The sequence below is a fragment of the Pseudomonas sp. PGPPP4 genome (assembly GCF_002256045.1).
Classification (GTDB): domain Bacteria; phylum Pseudomonadota; class Gammaproteobacteria; order Pseudomonadales; family Pseudomonadaceae; genus Chryseomonas; species Chryseomonas oryzihabitans.
In genome coordinates this window covers 468,686-486,433 of the sequence record NZ_NKID01000001.1, presented here as the reverse complement: position 1 = coordinate 486,433, position 17,748 = coordinate 468,686, and the positions used below count along the sequence as shown (strand labels likewise).

Sequence of the window (17,748 nt, the reverse complement as noted above, 5' to 3'; positions counted from 1 at the left end):
AGCATTCCGACCGGGCTGGCGACCCAGGGCCTTTTCAACGCAGCTTGGCCGACGCGCAGCAGATTAGGAGCGGGCTCTCAGGTCGCGTCGGCGTGACTGACCACCCCCTTGATCAGCACGGCCAGGGCCGCGAGACCCGCCGGCAGGAGCAGCGCGGTGAGCACCTGGGTGAAGGTCCAGCCCAGGCCCAGCAGGGTCGCGCCCATCCAGGCGCCGGTGATGGCGCCGAAGCGGCCGATGCCAAGCATCCAGGACACCCCGGTGGCGCGGCCATGGGTCGGGTAGTAGCGAGCCGCCAGCGAGGGCATGGCCGACTGGGCGCCATTGATGCACATGCCGGCCACCAGCACCAGGGTGGCGACCAGGGCGACCTGGCCCAGGCTCTGGCCGACGCAGTAGGCGAAGACGCCGGCCAGGACATAGAACAGGCCGATCACCTTGTGCGGATTGAATCTGTCCATGGCCCAGCCGACGAACACCGCGCTGAGCACCCCGCCGAACTGGAACAGCGCGCCGATCAGGGCGGCCTGTTCCAGGCTGGCGCCGGCGTCGCGCATCAGCGTCGGCAACCAGCTGGTGAGCAGGTAGACGATCACCAGGCCCATGAAATAGGTCAGCCACAGCAGCAGGGTGCCGGCGCTGTAGTTGCGGTTGAAGATCACCGCGAAGACGTTGCCGGTCTTGACCGACTGCTGCTCGGGCACCACGAAGTGCCGCGCCTCGGCGGCTTCGCGGCCGATGGGCGCCAGCACCCGGCGGATGCGCTCGGCGCTCTTGCCGTGCACCACCAGGTAGCGCGCCGACTCCGGCAGCCAGAGCAGCAGCACCACGGCCAGCGCCAGGGGCAGCACGCCGCCCAGCACCAGCAGGCTGTGCCAGCCGTAGGCCGGAATCATCCAGGCCGAAACGAAGCCGCCGCCGGCCATGCCCAGGTTGAAGCCGCAGAACATGCTGGTCACCAGCAGCGACTTGAGACGCTCGGGGGTGTATTCCGAGAGCAGCGTGGTGGCGTTGGGCATGGCCGCGCCCAGGCCCAGGCCGGTGAGGAATCTCAGGATCACCAGCTGCTCGAGGTTGCCGCTGAAGGCCGACAGCAGGCTGAAGCCGCCAAAGATGAAGGTGGCGACCACCAGCACGCCCTTGCGACCGAAGCGATCGGCCAGCGGCCCGGAACCCAGGGCGCCAAAGACCATGCCGCCCAGCGCGGCGCTCATCACCGGCCCCAGGCTGGCCCGCGGGATGCCCCACTCCACCGACAGCGCCGGAGCGATGAAGCCCATGGCCGCGGTGTCGAGGCCATCGAGAAAGACGATGAGAAAGCACAGGGCGACGATGCGCCACTGGTAGGCGGACAGCGCCTGGCGATTGATGAACTGCTGGACGTCCAGGGTGCCGGCTGTCGCCGTGGCCGAGGAATCGGCCAGGGGCACGGCGCCCGCGAGGGTGTGCGTCATGGTGGTCTGCTCGTGTTGTTGTTATCGGCGTGTTGCGCCACTGCGCCGACGTTAAGCCCAACCCCAGACAGCTGACAATTCGATTATCGGCGATATGGCCGATAATCGACCGGAATCGCTAGTGAAACAGCCGGGTGCTCAATTCCTGGCTGGCCGCCAGGAGCACCGGCAGGAAGCGCGTCTCCAGCTCCTGGCGACTGACCCGGCTGGCGTGGGTGCCGACGTTGAGCGCTGCCAGCACCTGGCCGGCGGCGTCTCTCAGGGGCACCGCCAGGGATCTCAGCCCCACTTCCAGCTCCTGGTCGACGATGACGTAGCCCTGCTGGCGCACCTGGCCCAGACACTCGATGAGCGCCGGCGGCTGATAGAGGGTACGGCTGGTCTTGGCCTGCAGGTCGGCGTGTTCCAGGTAGTCGTGCAGGGCGGCATCGTCCAGGGCGGCGAGCAGGATGCGGCCCATGGAGGTGCAATAGGCCGGCAGCCGGCTGCCGACGCTGAGGTCCACCGAGATCAGCCGCTGCGGCGTGGCGGAACGGGCGATGTAGAGAATCTCGTCGCCTTCCAGGGTGGCCATGGAGCAGGCCTCGTGCAGTTGCTCGCTGAGGCGATCAAGCACCGGCTGGGCGGTGACCGCCAGCGGCGTCGACGACAGATAGGCGTGCCCCAGGGTCAGCACCTTGGGCAGCAGCGAATAGGTGCGCCCGTCGGTGGTGACGTAGCCCAGCTTCATCAAGGTGTGCAGGCAGCGACGCACCGCGGCGCGGGGGATCTCGGTGCGATGGCTGATCTGGGCGATGGTCAGCTGGCGCTTGCGCTCCTGGAAGGCGTGGATGACCGCCAGGCCGCGGGCCAGGGAGGTCATGAAATTCGGGTCGCCGGTAAAGGCTTCGATGCGCTTGGCCGGCGAGGCGATGATCGGCGGCGCGGCCAGTGGCGGCAGGCCGGTGGCGTGAGCGGTGCGGTTATCGTCCATCGACCCTATCCTCGGCAGGCTTTTGATCGATTATCGAGCGAGGGGGCGATTATCGCAATCGCATTTCTGCCGACACCCGCAGACGCGCAGGGGCATCCAGGTGCATGCTGAGGCTTCCCGCCCAGCCGCCTGGATGCCTGTCGATGAAGACCCTGGAAGATCATCTCAGCCAGTACGCGAGCTACCACCGCGATCCGCGCAATATCGCCAGCCACTTCCCCGGCATCCTGCTGATCGTGCTGGCGGTGGCCATCCTGCTGTCCCGACCGGTCTTCAGCCTGGCCGGCTGGCCGCTGTCACCCGCGGTGCTGGTGGCCGGTACGGTGGCGCTCTTCTATCTGCGCCTGGATCGGCCGTTGGGGCTGCTGATGAGCGTCCTGCTCGCGCTCGCCCTCTGGCTAGGTGCCGCGCTGGCGGCCCAGACCACCGGCGTCTGGCTGGCCTGGGGGCTGGGTCTGTTCCTGGTCGGCTGGGCCATCCAGTTCGTCGGTCACCACTACGAGGGGCGCAAGCCGGCCTTTCTCGACGACCTGGCCGGCCTGGCCATCGGTCCGCTGTTCATCGCCACCGAAGCCGTCTTCTGGCTGGGCGGTCGCCAGCAGCTCAGGCAGGCGATCGAAGAACGGGCCGGCCCGGTGCGGCGCCGTCAGCCCAGTCGATAGCGGATCGACGGCCGACCGTCGGGACCGTCCAGCGTCACCTGCGCCCTCACCCCCCAGACCTGCTGGATCAACTCGGCCGTCAGCACCTCGCCGGGAGCGCCTTCGGCGACCAGGCGGCCGTCGCGCAGCACCGCCAGCCGATCGCAGAACAGCGCGGCCAGGTTGAGATCGTGGATGGCCAGCACGCAGGTCGCCGGCAGGCGGCGGACCAGGTCGAGGATCTCCAGCTGGTGCTGGATATCGAGGTGGTTGGTGGGCTCGTCCAGCAGCAGTTCGCTGGGCTCCTGGGCCAGAGCGCGGGCGATCTGGGCGCGCTGGCGCTCGCCGCCGGAGAGGCTGTGCCAGCGCCGTGCCGCCTTGTCGACCAGACCGACCTGGGCCAGGGCGCGCTGGCAGACCTCGGCGTCGCGCGCGCTCCAGGCGTCGAGCAGACCGCGATGGGGCGTGCGCCCCAGGCGCACCACCTCGGCCACCGAGAGATCGGCCTCGGTACCGGCCTGCTGCTCCACCAGGGCGACCCGGCGCGCCAGGTCGCGCCGGCGCAGCTCGGCCAGCGGCGTCGCGTCGAGACTGACCCTACCCTCCTCCGGCCGCCGCAGCCCGGCCAGCAGCCGCAGCAGGCTGGACTTGCCCGAGCCATTGGGGCCGAGCAGTCCGAGCACCCCACCGGGCGGCACCGCGAGGGTCACCCCGGCGAGGATCGGCTGGCCGCCGGCGCTCCAGGCCACGTCGCGCGCGGCGAGGCTCATCGGACCTCCCGTGCGCGATAGAGGATGAAGGCGAAGGCCGGGGCGCCGACCAGGGCGGTGACCACGCCGATGGGCAGGGTCTGCTTGGCCACCAGGGTGCGGGCGACGATGTCGGCCAGCACCATGAACAGGGCGCCGATCAGGGCGCAGGTGGGCAGCAGTCGACCATGCCCCGGACCGACCAGGAAGCGCGCCACATGCGGGATCACCAGGCCGACGAAGCCCACCGCGCCCACCAGGCTGACCAGGCAGGCGGTGATCAGGCCGGTGACGGCCAGCAGCAGCAGGCGCAGCGGTCCCACCGCCACCCCGAGGCTGGCGGCGGCGTCTTCGCCAAAGGCGAAGGCATCCAGCGCCCGGGCGCAGGCCAGGCACACCAGCAGCCCGGCGAGCACCACCCCGGCGGCCAGCCAGACGTCCGGCCAGCGCACCCCGGCCAGACTGCCGAGCAGCCAGAACATCACGCTGCGCGCCTGCTCGGCATTGGCCGCGGTGGCGACGATATAGGCGGTCAGGGCATTGAACAGCTGGGAAGCCGCCACCCCGGCGAGGATGATGCGGGTGCTGCCGCCGCTGCCGAGAAAGGGCAGCACCACGGCGAAGGCCAGCACCGCGCCGAGAAAGGCGCCCAGGGACACGCCGAGCACCCCGCCGCCGACGCCCAGCAGCATTACCAGCACCGCGCCGGTGGAGGCGCCGGCCGACAGGCCCAGCACATAGGGTTCGGCCAGGGCGTTGCGCAACAGCGCCTGGAGGATGGCCCCCGAGACCGCCAGGCCCGCACCGCAGCAGGCGGCCACCAGGGCACGGCTGAGGCGGTATTCCCAGACGATGCCCTGGACGATGCGCTCCACCGGATAGGGCCCCAGGCCAAGGCCGTTGGCGATGGCCTGCAGACTGGTCAGGGGCGCGATGGGCATCTCGCCGAAGGACGCCGCCAGCACCACGCTCGCCGCCAGCGCCAGCACCGCGGCCAGGCCCAGCAGCCAGCGCCAGGGCCGGGCGCCTTCGGCCGCCAGGGGCAGACTCATGGTTGCGGCTTGGCCAGGTCGGCGGCCAGGGTCTCGACGCTGTCCACCACCCGCAGCGAGGGATTGAGGGTCGGGGCGTCCACCACCAGCAGATGATTCTCGCGCACCGCGCGCAATTCGCGGGTCAGGGGATCGCTGCGCAGGAAGGCCAGCTTCTTGTCCACGTCATCGGCCGGGTAGAGCCGCCGGTCCATGCGCGCCACGACGATATAGTCAGGGTCCAGACTGGCGATGCGCTCCCAGCTCACCGCCGGCCATTCCTCGGCGCTGTCGACCACGTTGCGCAGGCCCAGGGCCCGGGCGATCCAGGCCGGCGCCCCGAGGTTGCCGGCGACCCAGGGATCCCCTTCCAGCCGCGGACTGGAAAACCAGAACAGCACCGAGCGGCCCTGCACCCCGGCGGCTTTGGCCTGCTCGCCCGCGGCGGCGATACGGCGGTCCAGCTCGGCGACCAGGCGCTCGCCGGCCGGCTGCACATCGAGGATGGCGGCCAGCTCCCGGGCTTCGCGGGTCACCAGCTGCATGTCGAAGGGCGCGCTGCGGCTGCCGTCGCTGTTGGAATCGGCGGTCACCGCCTTGCCTTCGCAATCGCTGGGCGCCACATAGGCGGCGATGCCCAGCTTGGCGAAGCGCGGGAAGTCCGCCACCTCGCCACCAGGGCCGACGTGATAGGTGTACTGGGCCGCCACCAGGTCCGGCCGGGTGCCGACCACGGCCTCGAAGCTGGGCGCGTTGTCGGCCAGCCGCGGAATGCCCTTGCCCTCGTCCTGCAGATCCGCAGGCAAGCCGCCGAACCAGACGCCGGTGCCCACCAGCCGCGCACCCACGCCCAGGCGCAGGAGCAACTCGGTGCTGGCCTGGCCAAGGCTGACCAGGCGCTGGGGCGCGCGCTCGAAGACCAGCTCACGACCGCAGTTGTGCACGGTCAGCGGATAGGCGGTGGCCGCCTGGGTGGCGAGGGGGGAAACGCACAGCAGGCCGGCGGCGAGCAGCGGCAGAAGACGGCGAAACATGGACTCTCCTTGGGATGACGCGTCCCTGGTAGCTAATTGACGTCCCCTGGCAAGGTCTGGCTCGCTTCTCGCGAAGCTCACAGTGGCGCGACCGCGCCGGAGTTGCACCGGCTTCCCACCAAGGGATGTAAAGGGTCGCCGAGGGTGAACCAGCGGCGACGGGGATTCAAGCACTAAATGTTACTTTATAACAATTCCGGATCGTACCAGCGCGGCGTATAGACCCACTCACCGCCATCGGCCCGCTTGAAACGCCGGGTATGGCTGGAGCCGAGGATCACCAGGGTGCGCGAATCCACCATGTCGCTGCGCAGCGCGCCGAGGCTGGTGTATTCGAGACCGCCACCCGGACGACCGACGTCGCGGCCGAGGATCACCGGGGTATTTGCCGGACGGCAGCTGCGCAGGACGTCCAGCGCCCGCTCCAGCTGATGCGGCCGGGCCTTGGAGATGGGGTTGTAGAAGGCCATGGCCAGGTCCGCCGCGGCGGCCTGGCGCAGGCGCTGCTCGATCACCGCCCAGGGCTTGAGGTTGTCGGACAGGGAGATCAGGCAGAAGTCGTGCCCCAGGGGTGCGCCGGCCAGGGCGGCGCTGGCCATGGCCGCGGTGATGCCCGGCAGGATCTCCAGCTCCACCGCCGCCCAGCGCGGATCGTCGGCGCCTTCCAGCACCTCCAGCACCGCGGCGGCCATGGCGAAGACGCCCGGATCGCCAGACGACACCATCACCACCTGGCGCCCGCTGGCGGCCAGTTCGAAGGCGTGGCGGGCGCGCTGCAATTCTTCGCGATTGTCGCTGGCATGGGCCAGCTGATCCGGGCGCAAGGGACCGGCCATCTGCACGTAGGTGGCGTAGCCGAGCACGTCCTGAGCCTGGTCCAGGGCGCGGCGCACCACGGGTGCCATGAGCTCCGCCGCGCCGGGGCCGAGGCCCACCACGCTGAGGCGCCCACGGCGCTGGCCGAGGTCCTCGGCGTCCAGCGGCCGGTCATGCAGGTGCAGGGCGAGGCCCTGGGCCTGGGCCCGCGCCACCGACGCCCGGGCGAAGTCCGGGGTGCGGGCGTCGACGAATCTCAGGGGTACGGCCAGCGTCTGGCTCAGCTCGGCGAGGCCGGGCGCGGCCATGTCTTCCGCCCGCGCCAGCAGCAGCGCCACGGCGCCCGGCGCATAGCCGGCGCTGGCGAGCAGCGCGGTGACGGCGGTGGCGGTGGCATCGGCGCGTGCTGCCACCAGCACGGCGCGGGGATGGATCAGCAGGGTGTGATCGTCAGCGCTGGCCAGTGGCGAGACCAGGATACGCTGCCGCGCCGCGGGATCGCGGGCCAGGGGCACCTCATCCAGCCAGGGCGCCTCGCCCTCGATACGTACCGGGGCGCCGGCCAGCAGATCGGCCACCCGGTGCTTGGCCACGTCGACGTCGGCCAGGGCATAGCCGGCCGGCGGATCGAGCAGGCAGATGCCGAATCTCAGTTCGCCACTGGTGGTGATGGCCGGGGCCACGTTCAGCAGCGTACCCAGCTGACGGGCCAGGCGATTGGCGCCGGCCAGGCCACCCAGCAGCGGCACCACGGCGCTGCCGTCTTCGGCCACGGCCAGCACCGGCGGCTCGGCGGTCTTGTCGTCCAGCAAGGACGCCAGGCTGCGGATGACGATGCCGGCGGCGCAGAGCACCAGCAGCGGGCGCTGTTGCCTATAGAGCTCGCGCAGATGATCGCCAAAGTTCGTATAGCTGACGTCGCCCTCGACCCGCCCGGCCAGGCCGTGTACCAGACTGCCCGGCAGGCCATCTTGCAAGCGGCGGGCGGTGGCCAGGGCGCCGGGACCGAGGATGACGATGGCCGGGCTCAACCCTTCCATTTCACCCCCGGCACCACCACCAGCGAGAAATACGGCGAGGCCATGGGGTCGACGGCGTCCAGCGCGACGATGCGCTGATTGTCCATGGTGGCGCGCTCGATGTAGCGGGCGCGGTCGTCCAGACCCAGCTCACGCAGCACCTGGCGCACCTTCTCGAAGTTGCGCCCTAGCTTCATCACCACGGCGGCGTCGGCGCTGGTCAGGCGCGCCTTGAGCTCTTCCGCGGAGAGCACCCCGGAGAGCACCGTCAGGGTCTGGTTGCGATAGACCAGCGGCAGGCCGAGCATGGCCACGCCGCCGAGCATGGAGCAGACCCCCGGCACCACCTGAGCCTCGTAGCGTTCGGCCAGGCGGTCGTGCAGGTACATGTAGGAGCCGTAGAAGAAAGGATCGCCCTCGCAGATCACCGCCACGTCCCGGCCGGCGTCCAGATGGTCGGCCACCTGGGCGGCGGCGGTGTCGTAGAAGTCGGCGATCACCGTCTCGTAGGACAGCGGCGGCGCCAGCTTCTCGGTGGTCACCGGATAGACCAGCGGCAGGCGCTGCTGGCCGTCCAGCAGATAGCCCTCGATGACGCCATAGGCATTGCCGCCCTGGCCCGCGTTGGCCTTGGCCTTGGCGACGAAATAGGCCACCACCGGCGCGCCCTGCAGCAGGCGCAGGGCTTTGAGGGTGATGAGTTCCGGATCGCCGGGGCCGACGCCCAGGCCGAGCAGGCGGCCCGCCATCACTCCACCTCCGTGGCCAGGGCGTTGACCGCCGCGGCGGCCATGGCACTGCCGCCCCGCCGGCCGCGGACGATGACATAGGGCACGCCGCGGCTGTCGGCGGCCAGGGCGTCCTTGGACTCCATGGCCCCGACGAAGCCCACCGGCATGCCGAGGATCAACGCCGGCCTGGGCGCCCCGGCGTCGAGCATTTCCAGCAGGTAGAACAGCGCGGTGGGGGCATTGCCGATCACCACCACGCTGCCGGCCAGATGCGGCCGCCAGCGCTCCAGGGCCACCGCCGAGCGGGTGTTGCCCTGGGCCACGGCCAGTTCGCGGATGCCTTCGTCGTGGAGGGTGCAGATCACCTGATTATTGGCCGGCAAGCGGGTACGGGTGACGCCCTCGGCGACCATGCGCGCATCGCAGAGGATGGGCGCGCCGGCCGCCAGGGCCGCGCGCCCAGCCGCCCCGGCGCCCGGGGAAAAGGCCAGGTCCTGGACCACGTCGACCATGCCGCAGGCATGGATCACCCGCACGGCGAGCTTTTCCAGGTCGGCGGGGATGGCCGAGAGATCGGCTTCGGCGCGGATGGTGGCGAAGGATTGGCGATAGATCGCCTGGCCGTCGCGTTCGTATTCAAGCATCACTGGGACTCCGGGCCAGCCAGGCGGCGGCCTCGTCGAGGGACAAATGGGTGGCGCGCCGCCGGCCCGGACCGGGCTGGGTGGCGTCGCGCACGAAGAGGTCATAGCGACCGGGGGCCACCGCCAAGAGGGTGTGGGGCGCCTGTCCGGCCAGGGCGCAACTGCGCGGGCAACCGGAGAGGTGCACCTCGACGCCCGCGGGCAGCCGCTCGGCCAGGCGCAGGGCATCGCCCTTGGTGTCGGCCTGGCCCTTGGCGCAGCCCGCGCTGCCGGTACAGGCGACCAGCCGGGCCAGGGGCGCGGCGGGATCGGTGGTGAGGTCTAGCCGTTTCAGCGCGGCGAGCAGCTCGGGGGCCTGGTCGACCGGTACGTCCGGCAGCAGCAGACCTTGCCAGGGGGTGAGGTGCAGGTCGCCATTGCCGTGGTGTTCCGCCAGGTCGGCGACCGCAGTCAGGCTCGTTGCCGGCAGGCGGCCCAGGGCGGGCTGGGCGCCGATCCAGTTGAAGCCGGCTTGGCGCTGCTGACGGCTACCCAGGCGCAGCGCGGTGTTGGCCGGCGCGCGCGGGCTGGGCGGCACTGGCATCAGGTCCAACCCCGCCAGCAATTCCACGAGCGGACGCTGCGCCAGCAGCTGGCGCATGCGGCTCTGCTCGGGACCGGCCAGGTCGAGGAAGCGATGCAGCAACCGGGCGACGGTCGCCACCTCCTGGCCCGGGGCGATCAGCCCAACCGGCCTGTCCAGCGGGGTACCGGCCAGGCCAAGGACATAGCCCTCGGCGCGGGCCGACAGCCAGATATCGTGGGGATGGTCGAGCCGCGCCAGGGCTTCGCCGCCGTCCAGTTGCAGGGCGAACTTGGCGGACAGGCCATGCAGGCGGCGGTCGCCTTCCAGGAGAGCGAGCAGCTCGGCGGCCAGGGGGCGGACGTCGCGCAGCTGCTGAGGATCACGACCCGCCGACGGGCTGAGCAGCAGATTGCGCACGTCATCGGCGGCGGGATCGGCTGGACCCAGACCGGCGGCCTGCAAGGCGGCCACCAGGGCAGCGGCGCCGTCCGGATGCACGCCCCGCAATTGCAGATTGGCCCTGTTGGTCAGCTCCAGAACCCCGCTCGCCCAGCGCGCGCTGGCGGCGGCAATGGCCCGCGCCTGGCCTGCCGTCAGCTGCCCCCCCGGCAACTTCACCCGGCACAGGCCGCCATCGCGCGCGGGCACGATGCGCAGCAGTCCCGGACAGGCCGAAGGCCGCGGGACGAGGGCGGAAGGAGACGGAGGATTCACGGCGGAAGGTCGGGCTGAACGGGGAAAGACGTTATTATGCCCGCTTTGCCCGACCCCTTGAAAACGCCCGGTCGGCTGACGTTCGATGAGGTGTGTTCATGATCCCCTGGCTGACCGTGGTGGGTATCGGCGAAGACGGCTACCCCGGCCTCGGCAAGCAGGCTCGCCGCGCCCTGCTGGAGGCAGGGGTCGTCATTGGCGGTCCGCGCCAGCTGGCGCTGCTGCCACCCTGCATCCGCGCCACCCGCGAGCCCTGGCCGCAGCCCTTCGCCCTGGCCCCGGTCCTGGACCGCCGCGGCACCCCGGTCTGCGTGCTGGCCAGCGGCGATCCCATGCTGTTCGGTGTCGGCGCGAGCCTGGCGCGCCAGCTGTCGGCCGACGAACTGCAGGTGCTGCCGGCGCCCTCCTCCTATTCCCTGGCCGCGGCTCGCCTCGGCTGGCCATTGCAGGACACTACCCTGCTGTCGGTGGTGGCCCGGCCCCTGGCCGCCGTGGTGCGCCATCTGCACCCGGGCGCCCGCCTGCTAGTGCTGAGCAACGACGGCCACAGCCCTGCCGCCCTGGCCGCGCTGCTGGTGGACCAGGGCTTTGGCGCCAGCCAGCTGCAGGTGCTGGAGCACCTGGGCGGCCCTCTGGAAAGACGGATCGCAGGCCGTGCCCAGGATTGGGCCTTGGCCGAAGCGGCAGCGCTCAACCTGGTGGCCATCGAGGTCCTGAGCGAGACCGGGGAGACGGGCCTGCCGCTCACCCCCGGTCTGCCGGACAGCGCCTATCGCCACGACGGCCAGCTGACCAAGAGAGACGTACGCGCCGTGACTCTGGCCCGCCTGGCGCCGCGCCCCGGCGAACTGCTGTGGGACGTGGGCGCCGGCTGCGGCTCCATCGGCATCGAATGGGCGCGCAGCCATCCCGGCTGCCGGGTGCTGGCCATCGAGGCCGACGCCGGTCGCCAGGCCCATATCCTCCACAACCGCGACCGCCTCGGCGCCCCGGCCCTTCAGCTGGTGGCCGGCCAGGCCCCGGAGGCCTTGACCGGCCTGGCCACGCCGGATGCCATCTTCATCGGTGGCGGCCTTACCGCGCCGGGGGTGCTGGACGCTTGCTGGGCGGCCCTGAGACCGGGTGGTCGCCTGGTCGCCAATGCCGTGACCCTGCAGACCGAAGCCGCCCTGGTGGCCTTTCGCGAACGCCACGGCGGCGACCTGACCCGCCTGCAGGTAGCCCAGGCCCAGCCGCTGGGCGCCTTCGATACCTGGCGTGCAGCGCTGCCTATCACCTTGCTGGAGGTAGTGAAGTCGTGAGGGTTGGACGTGGCCCCCTCACCCCAACCCTCTCCCCGAGGGGAGAGGGGGTGGCTTGGTGTGACCCTTTGATCCGCGGCGGCAAGCAGCGCCTTGCCCCCTCACCCCAGCCCTCTCCCCGTAGGGGCGAGGGGGCGGTTAGGCGTGCCTCCTTCATCCCTGAAGACTGTGCGCGGCGCTTTGCCCCCTCATCCCAGCCCTCTCCCTGTGGGGGCGAGGGGGCGGTTAGGCGTGCCTCCTTCATCCCCGAAGACTGTGAACGGCCCCTTGCCCCCTCACCCCAGCCCTCTCCCCGCGGGGGAGAGGGGGTGGTTTGGTGGTGGCTTGGAAGTCTGGCGTCCGGGCTGACGCCTACGACTCTTGCTGAGCACGCTGTGATCATCGGCGGGAAAGCCGTCTGCGAGACCAATACCCCTACTCCGCCGCTAGCCCCCAGGCACCGCCTTTCCTCCCCTCTCCCTCGGGGAGAGGGGCCGGGGGTGAGGGCGCGCCATGCATGACGAAGCCTCCGCCGCTCCTACGGAAGACCGCCCATGAAGATCCTCCTGCTCGGCGGCACCACCGAAGCCCTCGCCATCGCCCGCCAGCTTCCGGAGCAGGCTATCTACAGCCTGGCCGGCCTCGGTCGGGTGCCCCAGGACCTGCCCTGCCAGGTGCGGGTCGGCGGCTACGGCGGCGCCACGGGGCTGACCGCCTTTCTCCACAGTGAAGGCATCGAACTGCTGCTGGACGCCACCCATCCCTACGCCGCCCGGATCAGCCACAACGCCACCCAGGCCGCTGCTGACGCAGGCATCCCCTGCTGGGCCCTGCGCCGCCCCGGCTGGCAGGCAGGAGCCGACGACGACTGGCGCGAGGTGGCCGACTGGGCTGAGTTGCAGACCGCGCTGGCACCCTTTGTCCGCCCCTTCTTCACCCTGGGACGCGAACCGCTGGAGCACCTGGAAGAAATCCCCGCCCAGCAGTTCTGGACCCTGCGCCTGCTCGACGCCCATCCCGGTCACATCCGGGCGCGGATCATCGCCGACCGTGGCCCCTTCGCCCTGGAGGCCGAGCGCGCGCTCTTCGCCCAGGGCGACTTCGATGTGCTGATCAGCAAGAACAGTGGCAGCGCCGCCACCCAGCCCAAGCTGCAGGTAGCCCGCGAGCGGGGTCTGCCGGTGCTGATCCTGCGCCGCCCCGAGTTGCCCAGCGTCGATCGTGAATTCGCCAGCGTCGCCGACCTGCTCGCCGCCCTGGCCGAGGAAACCCCATGACCGTTCATTTCATCGGCGCCGGCCCCGGCGATCCCGACCTCATCACCGTCAAGGGCCAGCGGCTGATCCGCCAGTGCCCGGTGATCCTCTATGCCGGCTCCCTGGTACCGCCCGCGGTGCTGGAAGGTCACCAGGCCGAGACGGTGATCGACACCGCCCACCTGGACCTGGATGCCATCGTCGGCCATCTGGCCGCCGCCCATGCCCGCGGCCAGGACGTGGCCCGGGTGCATTCCGGCGATCCCTCGCTGTACGGCGCCATCGGCGAGCAGATCCGCCGCCTGCAGGCGCTGGGCATTCCCTATGAGATCGTTCCCGGCGTCACCGCCACCGCCGCCTGCGCCGCCCTGCTGGGGTGCGAGCTGACCCTGCCCGGGGTCAGCCAGACGGTGATCCTCACCCGCTACGCCAGCCGCACGGCCATGCCGGAAGGCGAGGCGCTGGCCGATCTGGCGCGGCATCGCGCGACCCTGGCCATCCACCTGGGCGTCGGCCAGCTGGAGCGCATCGTCGCCGACCTCCTGCCGCACTACGGCCCCGCCTGCCCGGTGGCCATCGTCCACCGCGCCAGCTGGCCGGACCAGGACAGCGTGCGGGGCACCCTGGCCGACATCGTCGAACGGGCGCGGGACAAGGATTTCCGTCGCACCGCGCTGATCCTGGTCGGCGAGGTGCTGGCGCCAGGGGATTTCCAGGATTCCAAGCTGTACCGGCAGGGGCCGGGGTAGCACCCGTAGGTTGGGCTGAGGCGGCTCCTCCGCCGAAGCCCAACACAAGTCGGCATCATTGGGCTTCGCTGCGCTCAACCCAACCTACAGGCGTCCTGCTCTAGTACCCCGCCCCACCCTCGCCACCGCTGACGATGGCCACGCCCGAGCTGGTCCCCAGGCGGGTCGCGCCGGCGTCCAGCATGGCCTGGGCGGTGGCGCGGTCACGCACGCCGCCGGAGGCTTTCACGCCCATTTCCGGACCCACCTCTTCGCGCATCAGGCGGACATCGTCCAGGGTCGCGCCGCCGTGGCCGAAACCAGTGGAGGTCTTGACGAAAGCGACGCCGAGGTCGCGGCAGATCCGGCAGGCCTGGCGCTTCTGGGTCTCGTCGAGCAGACCGGTCTCCAGGATCACCTTGAGCGGCACCGCGCCACAGGCCGCCTGCACCGCGGCGATGTCGGCGGACACCTCCTCCAGCAGGCCATCCTTGAGCCAGCCGAGGTTGAGCACCATGTCGATCTCCCCGGCCCCGGCGGCGATGGCCTGCGCGGCCTCGAAGGCCTTGGCCGCGCTCAGCCCGGCGCCGAGCGGAAAGCCCACCACCGCGCAGACCTTGACCGCGCTGCCGGCCAGTTGCGCCGCGGCCTGGGGGACCTGGGCGGAATTCACGCACACCGAATAGAAGCCATGGCTGCGCGCCTCCTGGCACAGGCGGTCGATCTGGGCGCGGCGGGCATCGGCGGCGAGCAGGGTATGGTCGATGGTCTTGGCGAGTTCGCCGGGTTCAAGCTGCATGGGGCCTCCTCAGGCACGGGTAGCGTATGATCGGATCAGAATTCTTGGTTGGTGCGGCCTGCACCTCTAGTCGGACTCCCGTAGCGCACCCCTCATGGATAGCAAGAAAGCCGCTCGGCTCAAGCTGATGCACCAGGCGCTGCAGGATCAGCACGCCATTCACCTGCGCGAGATGGCCCAGCTGCTGGGTGTCTCGGAAATGACCCTGAGACGCGACCTGCGGCTCCCGCCGGACGGCCTGCGCCTGCTCGGCGGTCATGTCACCCGCGATGTCGGCGGCAGCGAGGCGCCCGGCTACCAGGTGGTGGAACAGGACCTGCGCCAGGTCGAGGAAAAGCGTCGCATCGGTCGGCTGGCCGCGGCGCAGATCCGCGCCGGCGACACCGTCTTCCTCGATTGCGGGACCACCACGCCCTTCGTGGTGGACTTCATTCCCGATGACCTGGAATTCACCGCCGTCTGCCATTCGCTCAATGTGCTGCTCAAGCTGCAGCAGAAGGTCAACTGCACCCTGGTGGTCTGCGGCGGCACCTTCCAGCGCAAGAACCAGATCTTCGAGAGTCGCCTGGAGACCGGGGTGCTCGATGGCGTGCGCCTCACCCATGCCTTCGTCTCGGCGGCCGGGGTGAGCGAGGACTTTGGCGTCACCTGCTTCAACTTCAACGAGGTCGAGGTCAAGCAGAAGGTCCTGCGCCAGGCCCAGCAGCGGCTGCTGCTGGTCGACCATACCAAGTTCGACGTGGTGCGCGCCGCGCATTTCGCGGCGCTCGGCGACTTCGACCTGGTGGTCAGTGACGGACGCATTCCGCGCAGCTATCGCGAGCGGATCGAGGCGAACGGCGCGCAACTGCTTACCTGATCCGCGCCGGGTCGGCCAGGCGCGCCAGCAGCGCCTCGCGCTCGGCGGCGGCGAGATAGCCGGTCCGAACGCTGAAGGCGCGGCGTTCACCCGGTTGCAGCTGCTGCACCTGGCCCTTGGCCGTCTCGGCCAGATAGCCCTCCGGTTCGCAGGTCGCCGGCAGCACGAAGGCCGCCACCTGCTGATCGGGGTTGTGCAGCACCCAGCGCGTGGCATGGGGCAAGGCCTGCGGGCGATAGGCCGTGTAGAAGGCGGCGCCGCCCGGATGCTCCAGCAGGAAATGCGCCTCCCCCGCCGCGTCGGTCCCCGGCGCATCGATGAAACTGACGATCTCCGGCTGGTAGCGCGCCGGCGCATCCAGCACCCGCAGTCGCTCGGGGTCCTCGGCCAGTTCGGCGATGAAGGCCTGCCAGTCGGCGGTCGGCCGCACATGGGCCGGCACGCTGGTGCGCACCCGGGTGCGGGCCACCCCGAGCGGCTCATGGAAGCGTCCGCCGGGCACATAGGCGTAGTTCATGTGCGCCATGTACATCAGGTCCATGGGCTGGCCGGCCTGGTTTTCCACCTCCAGGCCCAGTTCGAACACCGCGCTGTCCGCTCTCAGGGTCACGCGGGGCTGGGCGCGATAGCGATCGCCGAAGCCCATGGCGTAGTCGTGGCGGCCGCCCAGACGCAGGAAATCGCCCTCCGCGTCCCGGCCCAGTTCCAGCCAGGCCTCGTCCAGCGGCGCGCAGGGCAACTCGCCGTGCAACTCGTGGCTGTCCTCCGGCGCCGGGCAGCCGTTGCGCAGCACCCCGGCGTGGAACATGAAGCAGCCATAGGTCTCGATGATCCGCCGGGTCGGCCGCGGTTGGTCGAACAGCCCCGGCATGGTCAGGCGGCAGCCGTCGAAGGTGGCGTCCCAGATCATCTGCCCCTGGTAGGGCAGCACCACCAGGCGGCCACGACGATTCTCCAGCGCCAGGGCGCGCACCCCGGAGGGATAGGTCCAGGCGCGCACCTGGAAGGCGTCGCTGGCGAGCAGGGTGCGCTCGTCGGCGGTGAATTGCTCAGGCTGCAGGGGCAGGCGTACGGACATGACGGCGCCCTCCTCAGGCGGTCTGGGCGGCGCCCACCGGCAGCCGTTCGCTGGCCGGGTGACGCAGGCAATAGAGGGCGTAGGCGACGATCACCGTGAAGCACAGCAGCGGCACCGAATAGGCCAGCTGCATGTTGCCGCCGGTGTAGTCCGACAGCAGGCCCTGGAAGATCGGGATCACCCCGCCGCCGACGATGCTCATCACCAGCAGCGAGCCGCCGAATTCGGTGTCCCGGCCGATGCCGTCGACGGTCAGGCCATAGATGGTCGGCCAGCAGGGTCCGAGGAAGATGCTCACGCCCACGGCGGCGTACACCGCGGTGATGTTGGGCACCAGGATGGTGTAGGCCAGCAGCGCGATGCACAGCACCCCGTAGACGCCCAGCACCTTGGCCGGATGCCAGCGGCGCATCAGCAGGTTGGCGATCAGCTTGCCGACGAAATAGGCGGCGAAGGTGGTGAGCAGGAACCAGGAGGCGCTGCGCTCGTTCATGCCGCCGAGTTGCATGGCCAGGCGGATGGTAAAGCTCCAGACGCCGACCTGGGCGCCGACGTAGAGGAATTGCGCCAGCACGCCAAAGACGAAGCGCGGATTGCGTCGCAGCCGACCCAGGCTGGCGGCGACGCCGTCGCCCTCGCTGCGTACACGCTCGTTGCCCTTGCAGGCCGGATAGCGGGTGCAGGCGATGAGCACGAAGATCAGCACCAGCACGCCGATCATCCACTGGTAGGGCGTCAGGGTGGCCTGGATCATCTGCAACTGCTGGGCGGCGGCCTCGGCGGGATTCATCTGCAGCAGCTGCGCCTGGCTGGCGTCACCCTCCTTGAACATCACGAAGCTGCCGACGTAGACCCCGGTCATGGCGCCGAAGGGGTGGAAGGTCTGGGAGATGTTCAGCCGACGGGTGCCGGTCTCGCGCGGCCCGAGCAGGGTCGAATAGGTGTTGCAGGCGGTCTCCAGAAAGGACAGCCCGGCGGCGATCACGAACAGCGCCAGCAGGAACATGCCGTACTTGGCCATGGAGGCGGCGGGAAAGAACAGCAGGCAGCCGACCATGTAGAGGAACAGGCCGAAGAGGATGGTCGTCTTGTAGCTGAAGCGCCGCACCATCAGCGCAGCCGGCAGGGCCAGGAAAAAATAGCCGAGGTAGAAGGCCGACTGGACGAAGGCGGTCTGGAAGTCACTGAGCAGAAAGGCCTTCTTGAAGTGGGCGATGAGCACGTCGTTCATGCTCGCCGCGGCGGCCCAGAGGGCGAAGATGCAGCACAGCAGGATAAAGGCGAACCACGGCGTGCGGTTCAGGTAGTAGCCGTCGGCACTGGGCCGCAGGGGTGACTGGCTCATTGTTGTTCTCCGTAGGGATGCCAGGGTGGGGG

Annotated in this window: 17 protein-coding genes and 1 riboswitch; of the genes, 5 read left to right on the top strand and 12 right to left on the bottom strand. The window is 70.2% G+C overall.

Annotated features, from left to right (window positions below; genetic code table 11):
• Positions 1-77 precede the first annotated feature (77 nt).
• Together pcaK and CFE50_RS02225 are read right to left on the bottom strand one after the other, a co-directional pair.
• The gene (gene pcaK, locus CFE50_RS02230) at positions 78-1,454 is read right to left on the bottom strand and encodes a 4-hydroxybenzoate transporter PcaK (RefSeq protein ID WP_286730649.1); all 1,377 of its coding nucleotides are present in this window, start codon (positions 1,452-1,454) and stop codon (positions 78-80) included.
• A 118-nt stretch (positions 1,455-1,572) separates the two neighbouring features.
• The gene (locus CFE50_RS02225) at positions 1,573-2,427 is read right to left on the bottom strand and encodes an IclR family transcriptional regulator domain-containing protein (protein WP_068383265.1); all 855 of its coding nucleotides are present in this window, start codon (positions 2,425-2,427) and stop codon (positions 1,573-1,575) included.
• Positions 2,428-2,570: 143 nt separating this feature from the next.
• On the opposite strand from CFE50_RS02225, the gene CFE50_RS02220 reads away from it, so the two are divergent.
• Positions 2,571-3,089: an Mpo1 family 2-hydroxy fatty acid dioxygenase gene (locus CFE50_RS02220; protein WP_197851196.1), complete on the top strand. Its 519-nt coding sequence runs from the start codon at positions 2,571-2,573 to the stop codon at positions 3,087-3,089.
• On the opposite strand, the gene CFE50_RS02215 is transcribed toward CFE50_RS02220, so the two are convergent.
• The 7 genes from CFE50_RS02215 to cobG all read right to left on the bottom strand — a co-directional run bounded on the left by CFE50_RS02215 (position 3,074) and on the right by cobG (position 10,371).
• Positions 3,074-3,838 (bottom strand): ABC transporter ATP-binding protein, encoded by a 765-nt coding sequence (locus CFE50_RS02215; RefSeq protein WP_241809741.1) that lies wholly within the window; start codon positions 3,836-3,838, stop codon positions 3,074-3,076. The genes CFE50_RS02220 and CFE50_RS02215 overlap by 16 nt on opposite strands.
• A complete protein-coding gene (locus CFE50_RS02210; RefSeq protein WP_017642949.1) occupies positions 3,835-4,869 on the bottom strand; it encodes a FecCD family ABC transporter permease in 1,035 nt (344 codons plus the stop codon). Before CFE50_RS02210 ends, CFE50_RS02215 begins: the two co-directional genes overlap by 4 nt.
• On the bottom strand, positions 4,866-5,882 hold the full coding sequence (locus CFE50_RS02205; RefSeq protein ID WP_286730645.1) for an ABC transporter substrate-binding protein: 1,017 nt from the start codon (positions 5,880-5,882) through the stop codon (positions 4,866-4,868). Before CFE50_RS02205 ends, CFE50_RS02210 begins: the two co-directional genes overlap by 4 nt.
• A 31-nt stretch (positions 5,883-5,913) precedes the next feature.
• Positions 5,914-6,051, bottom strand: a riboswitch (cobalamin riboswitch).
• Between the two features lie 16 nt (positions 6,052-6,067).
• Entirely contained in the window at positions 6,068-7,738 is a 1,671-nt protein-coding gene (cobJ, locus tag CFE50_RS02200) for a precorrin-3B C(17)-methyltransferase (protein ID WP_286730643.1), read from the bottom strand.
• The gene (locus CFE50_RS02195) at positions 7,726-8,466 is read right to left on the bottom strand and encodes a precorrin-2 C(20)-methyltransferase (protein ID WP_286730641.1); all 741 of its coding nucleotides are present in this window, start codon (positions 8,464-8,466) and stop codon (positions 7,726-7,728) included. Before CFE50_RS02195 ends, cobJ begins: the two co-directional genes overlap by 13 nt.
• Positions 8,466-9,092 (bottom strand): precorrin-8X methylmutase, encoded by a 627-nt coding sequence (locus CFE50_RS02190; RefSeq protein WP_017642945.1) that lies wholly within the window; start codon positions 9,090-9,092, stop codon positions 8,466-8,468. Before CFE50_RS02190 ends, CFE50_RS02195 begins: the two co-directional genes overlap by 1 nt.
• Positions 9,085-10,371, bottom strand: coding sequence for a precorrin-3B synthase (cobG, locus tag CFE50_RS02185; RefSeq protein ID WP_286730637.1), 1,287 nt, complete (start codon positions 10,369-10,371; stop codon positions 9,085-9,087). Before cobG ends, CFE50_RS02190 begins: the two co-directional genes overlap by 8 nt.
• A 98-nt stretch (positions 10,372-10,469) precedes the next feature.
• On the opposite strand from cobG, the gene cbiE reads away from it, so the two are divergent.
• The 3 genes from cbiE to cobM all read left to right on the top strand — a co-directional run bounded on the left by cbiE (position 10,470) and on the right by cobM (position 13,656).
• Complete coding sequence (gene cbiE / locus CFE50_RS02180) at positions 10,470-11,672, top strand: precorrin-6y C5,15-methyltransferase (decarboxylating) subunit CbiE (protein WP_286730636.1); 1,203 nt, start codon at positions 10,470-10,472, stop codon at positions 11,670-11,672.
• A gap of 533 nt (positions 11,673-12,205) precedes the next feature.
• Positions 12,206-12,928, top strand: a complete 723-nt coding sequence (locus CFE50_RS02175) for a cobalt-precorrin-6A reductase (protein WP_286730634.1) — start codon at positions 12,206-12,208, stop codon at positions 12,926-12,928.
• Positions 12,925-13,656, top strand: coding sequence for a precorrin-4 C(11)-methyltransferase (gene cobM, locus CFE50_RS02170; RefSeq protein ID WP_286730632.1), 732 nt, complete (start codon positions 12,925-12,927; stop codon positions 13,654-13,656). Before CFE50_RS02175 ends, cobM begins: the two co-directional genes overlap by 4 nt.
• A gap of 100 nt (positions 13,657-13,756) precedes the next feature.
• Here the strand turns inward: cobM and deoC are convergent, their stop codons facing one another.
• Complete coding sequence (gene deoC, locus CFE50_RS02165; RefSeq protein WP_286730630.1) at positions 13,757-14,434, bottom strand: deoxyribose-phosphate aldolase; 678 nt, start codon at positions 14,432-14,434, stop codon at positions 13,757-13,759.
• A gap of 94 nt (positions 14,435-14,528) precedes the next feature.
• On the opposite strand from deoC, the gene deoR reads away from it, so the two are divergent.
• Entirely contained in the window at positions 14,529-15,293 is a 765-nt protein-coding gene (gene deoR / locus CFE50_RS02160; protein ID WP_169854458.1) for a DNA-binding transcriptional repressor DeoR, read from the top strand.
• On the opposite strand, the gene CFE50_RS02155 is transcribed toward deoR, so the two are convergent.
• Positions 15,286-16,371 (bottom strand): aldose 1-epimerase family protein, encoded by a 1,086-nt coding sequence (locus CFE50_RS02155; RefSeq protein WP_286730627.1) that lies wholly within the window; start codon positions 16,369-16,371, stop codon positions 15,286-15,288. The two genes, deoR and CFE50_RS02155, sit on opposite strands and share 8 nt — an antisense overlap.
• A 13-nt stretch (positions 16,372-16,384) precedes the next feature.
• Positions 16,385-17,716: an L-fucose:H+ symporter permease gene (gene fucP, locus CFE50_RS02150; protein WP_027598812.1), complete on the bottom strand. Its 1,332-nt coding sequence runs from the start codon at positions 17,714-17,716 to the stop codon at positions 16,385-16,387.
• Positions 17,717-17,748: the final 32 nt, after the last annotated feature.

Excerpts from the sequence above, each read along its gene's own strand:
- pcaK (WP_286730649.1), bottom strand. The coding sequence starts at position 1,454 with ATGACGCACACCCTCGCGGGCGCCGTGCCCCTGGCCGATTCCTCGGCC.
- CFE50_RS02225 (WP_068383265.1), bottom strand. The coding sequence starts at position 2,427 with ATGGACGATAACCGCACCGCTCACGCCACCGGCCTGCCGCCACTGGCC.
- CFE50_RS02220 (WP_197851196.1), top strand. The coding sequence starts at position 2,571 with ATGAAGACCCTGGAAGATCATCTCAGCCAGTACGCGAGCTACCACCGC.
- CFE50_RS02215 (WP_241809741.1), bottom strand. The coding sequence starts at position 3,838 with ATGAGCCTCGCCGCGCGCGACGTGGCCTGGAGCGCCGGCGGCCAGCCG.
- CFE50_RS02210 (WP_017642949.1), bottom strand. The coding sequence starts at position 4,869 with ATGAGTCTGCCCCTGGCGGCCGAAGGCGCCCGGCCCTGGCGCTGGCTG.
- CFE50_RS02205 (WP_286730645.1), bottom strand. The coding sequence starts at position 5,882 with ATGTTTCGCCGTCTTCTGCCGCTGCTCGCCGCCGGCCTGCTGTGCGTT.
- cobJ (WP_286730643.1), bottom strand. The coding sequence starts at position 7,738 with ATGGAAGGGTTGAGCCCGGCCATCGTCATCCTCGGTCCCGGCGCCCTG.
- CFE50_RS02195 (WP_286730641.1), bottom strand. The coding sequence starts at position 8,466 with ATGGCGGGCCGCCTGCTCGGCCTGGGCGTCGGCCCCGGCGATCCGGAA.
- CFE50_RS02190 (WP_017642945.1), bottom strand. The coding sequence starts at position 9,092 with ATGCTTGAATACGAACGCGACGGCCAGGCGATCTATCGCCAATCCTTC.
- cbiE (WP_286730636.1), top strand. The coding sequence starts at position 10,470 with ATGATCCCCTGGCTGACCGTGGTGGGTATCGGCGAAGACGGCTACCCC.
- CFE50_RS02175 (WP_286730634.1), top strand. The coding sequence starts at position 12,206 with ATGAAGATCCTCCTGCTCGGCGGCACCACCGAAGCCCTCGCCATCGCC.
- cobM (WP_286730632.1), top strand. The coding sequence starts at position 12,925 with ATGACCGTTCATTTCATCGGCGCCGGCCCCGGCGATCCCGACCTCATC.
- deoC (WP_286730630.1), bottom strand. The coding sequence starts at position 14,434 with ATGCAGCTTGAACCCGGCGAACTCGCCAAGACCATCGACCATACCCTG.
- deoR (WP_169854458.1), top strand. The coding sequence starts at position 14,529 with ATGGATAGCAAGAAAGCCGCTCGGCTCAAGCTGATGCACCAGGCGCTG.
- CFE50_RS02155 (WP_286730627.1), bottom strand. The coding sequence starts at position 16,371 with ATGTCCGTACGCCTGCCCCTGCAGCCTGAGCAATTCACCGCCGACGAG.
- fucP (WP_027598812.1), bottom strand. The coding sequence starts at position 17,716 with ATGAGCCAGTCACCCCTGCGGCCCAGTGCCGACGGCTACTACCTGAAC.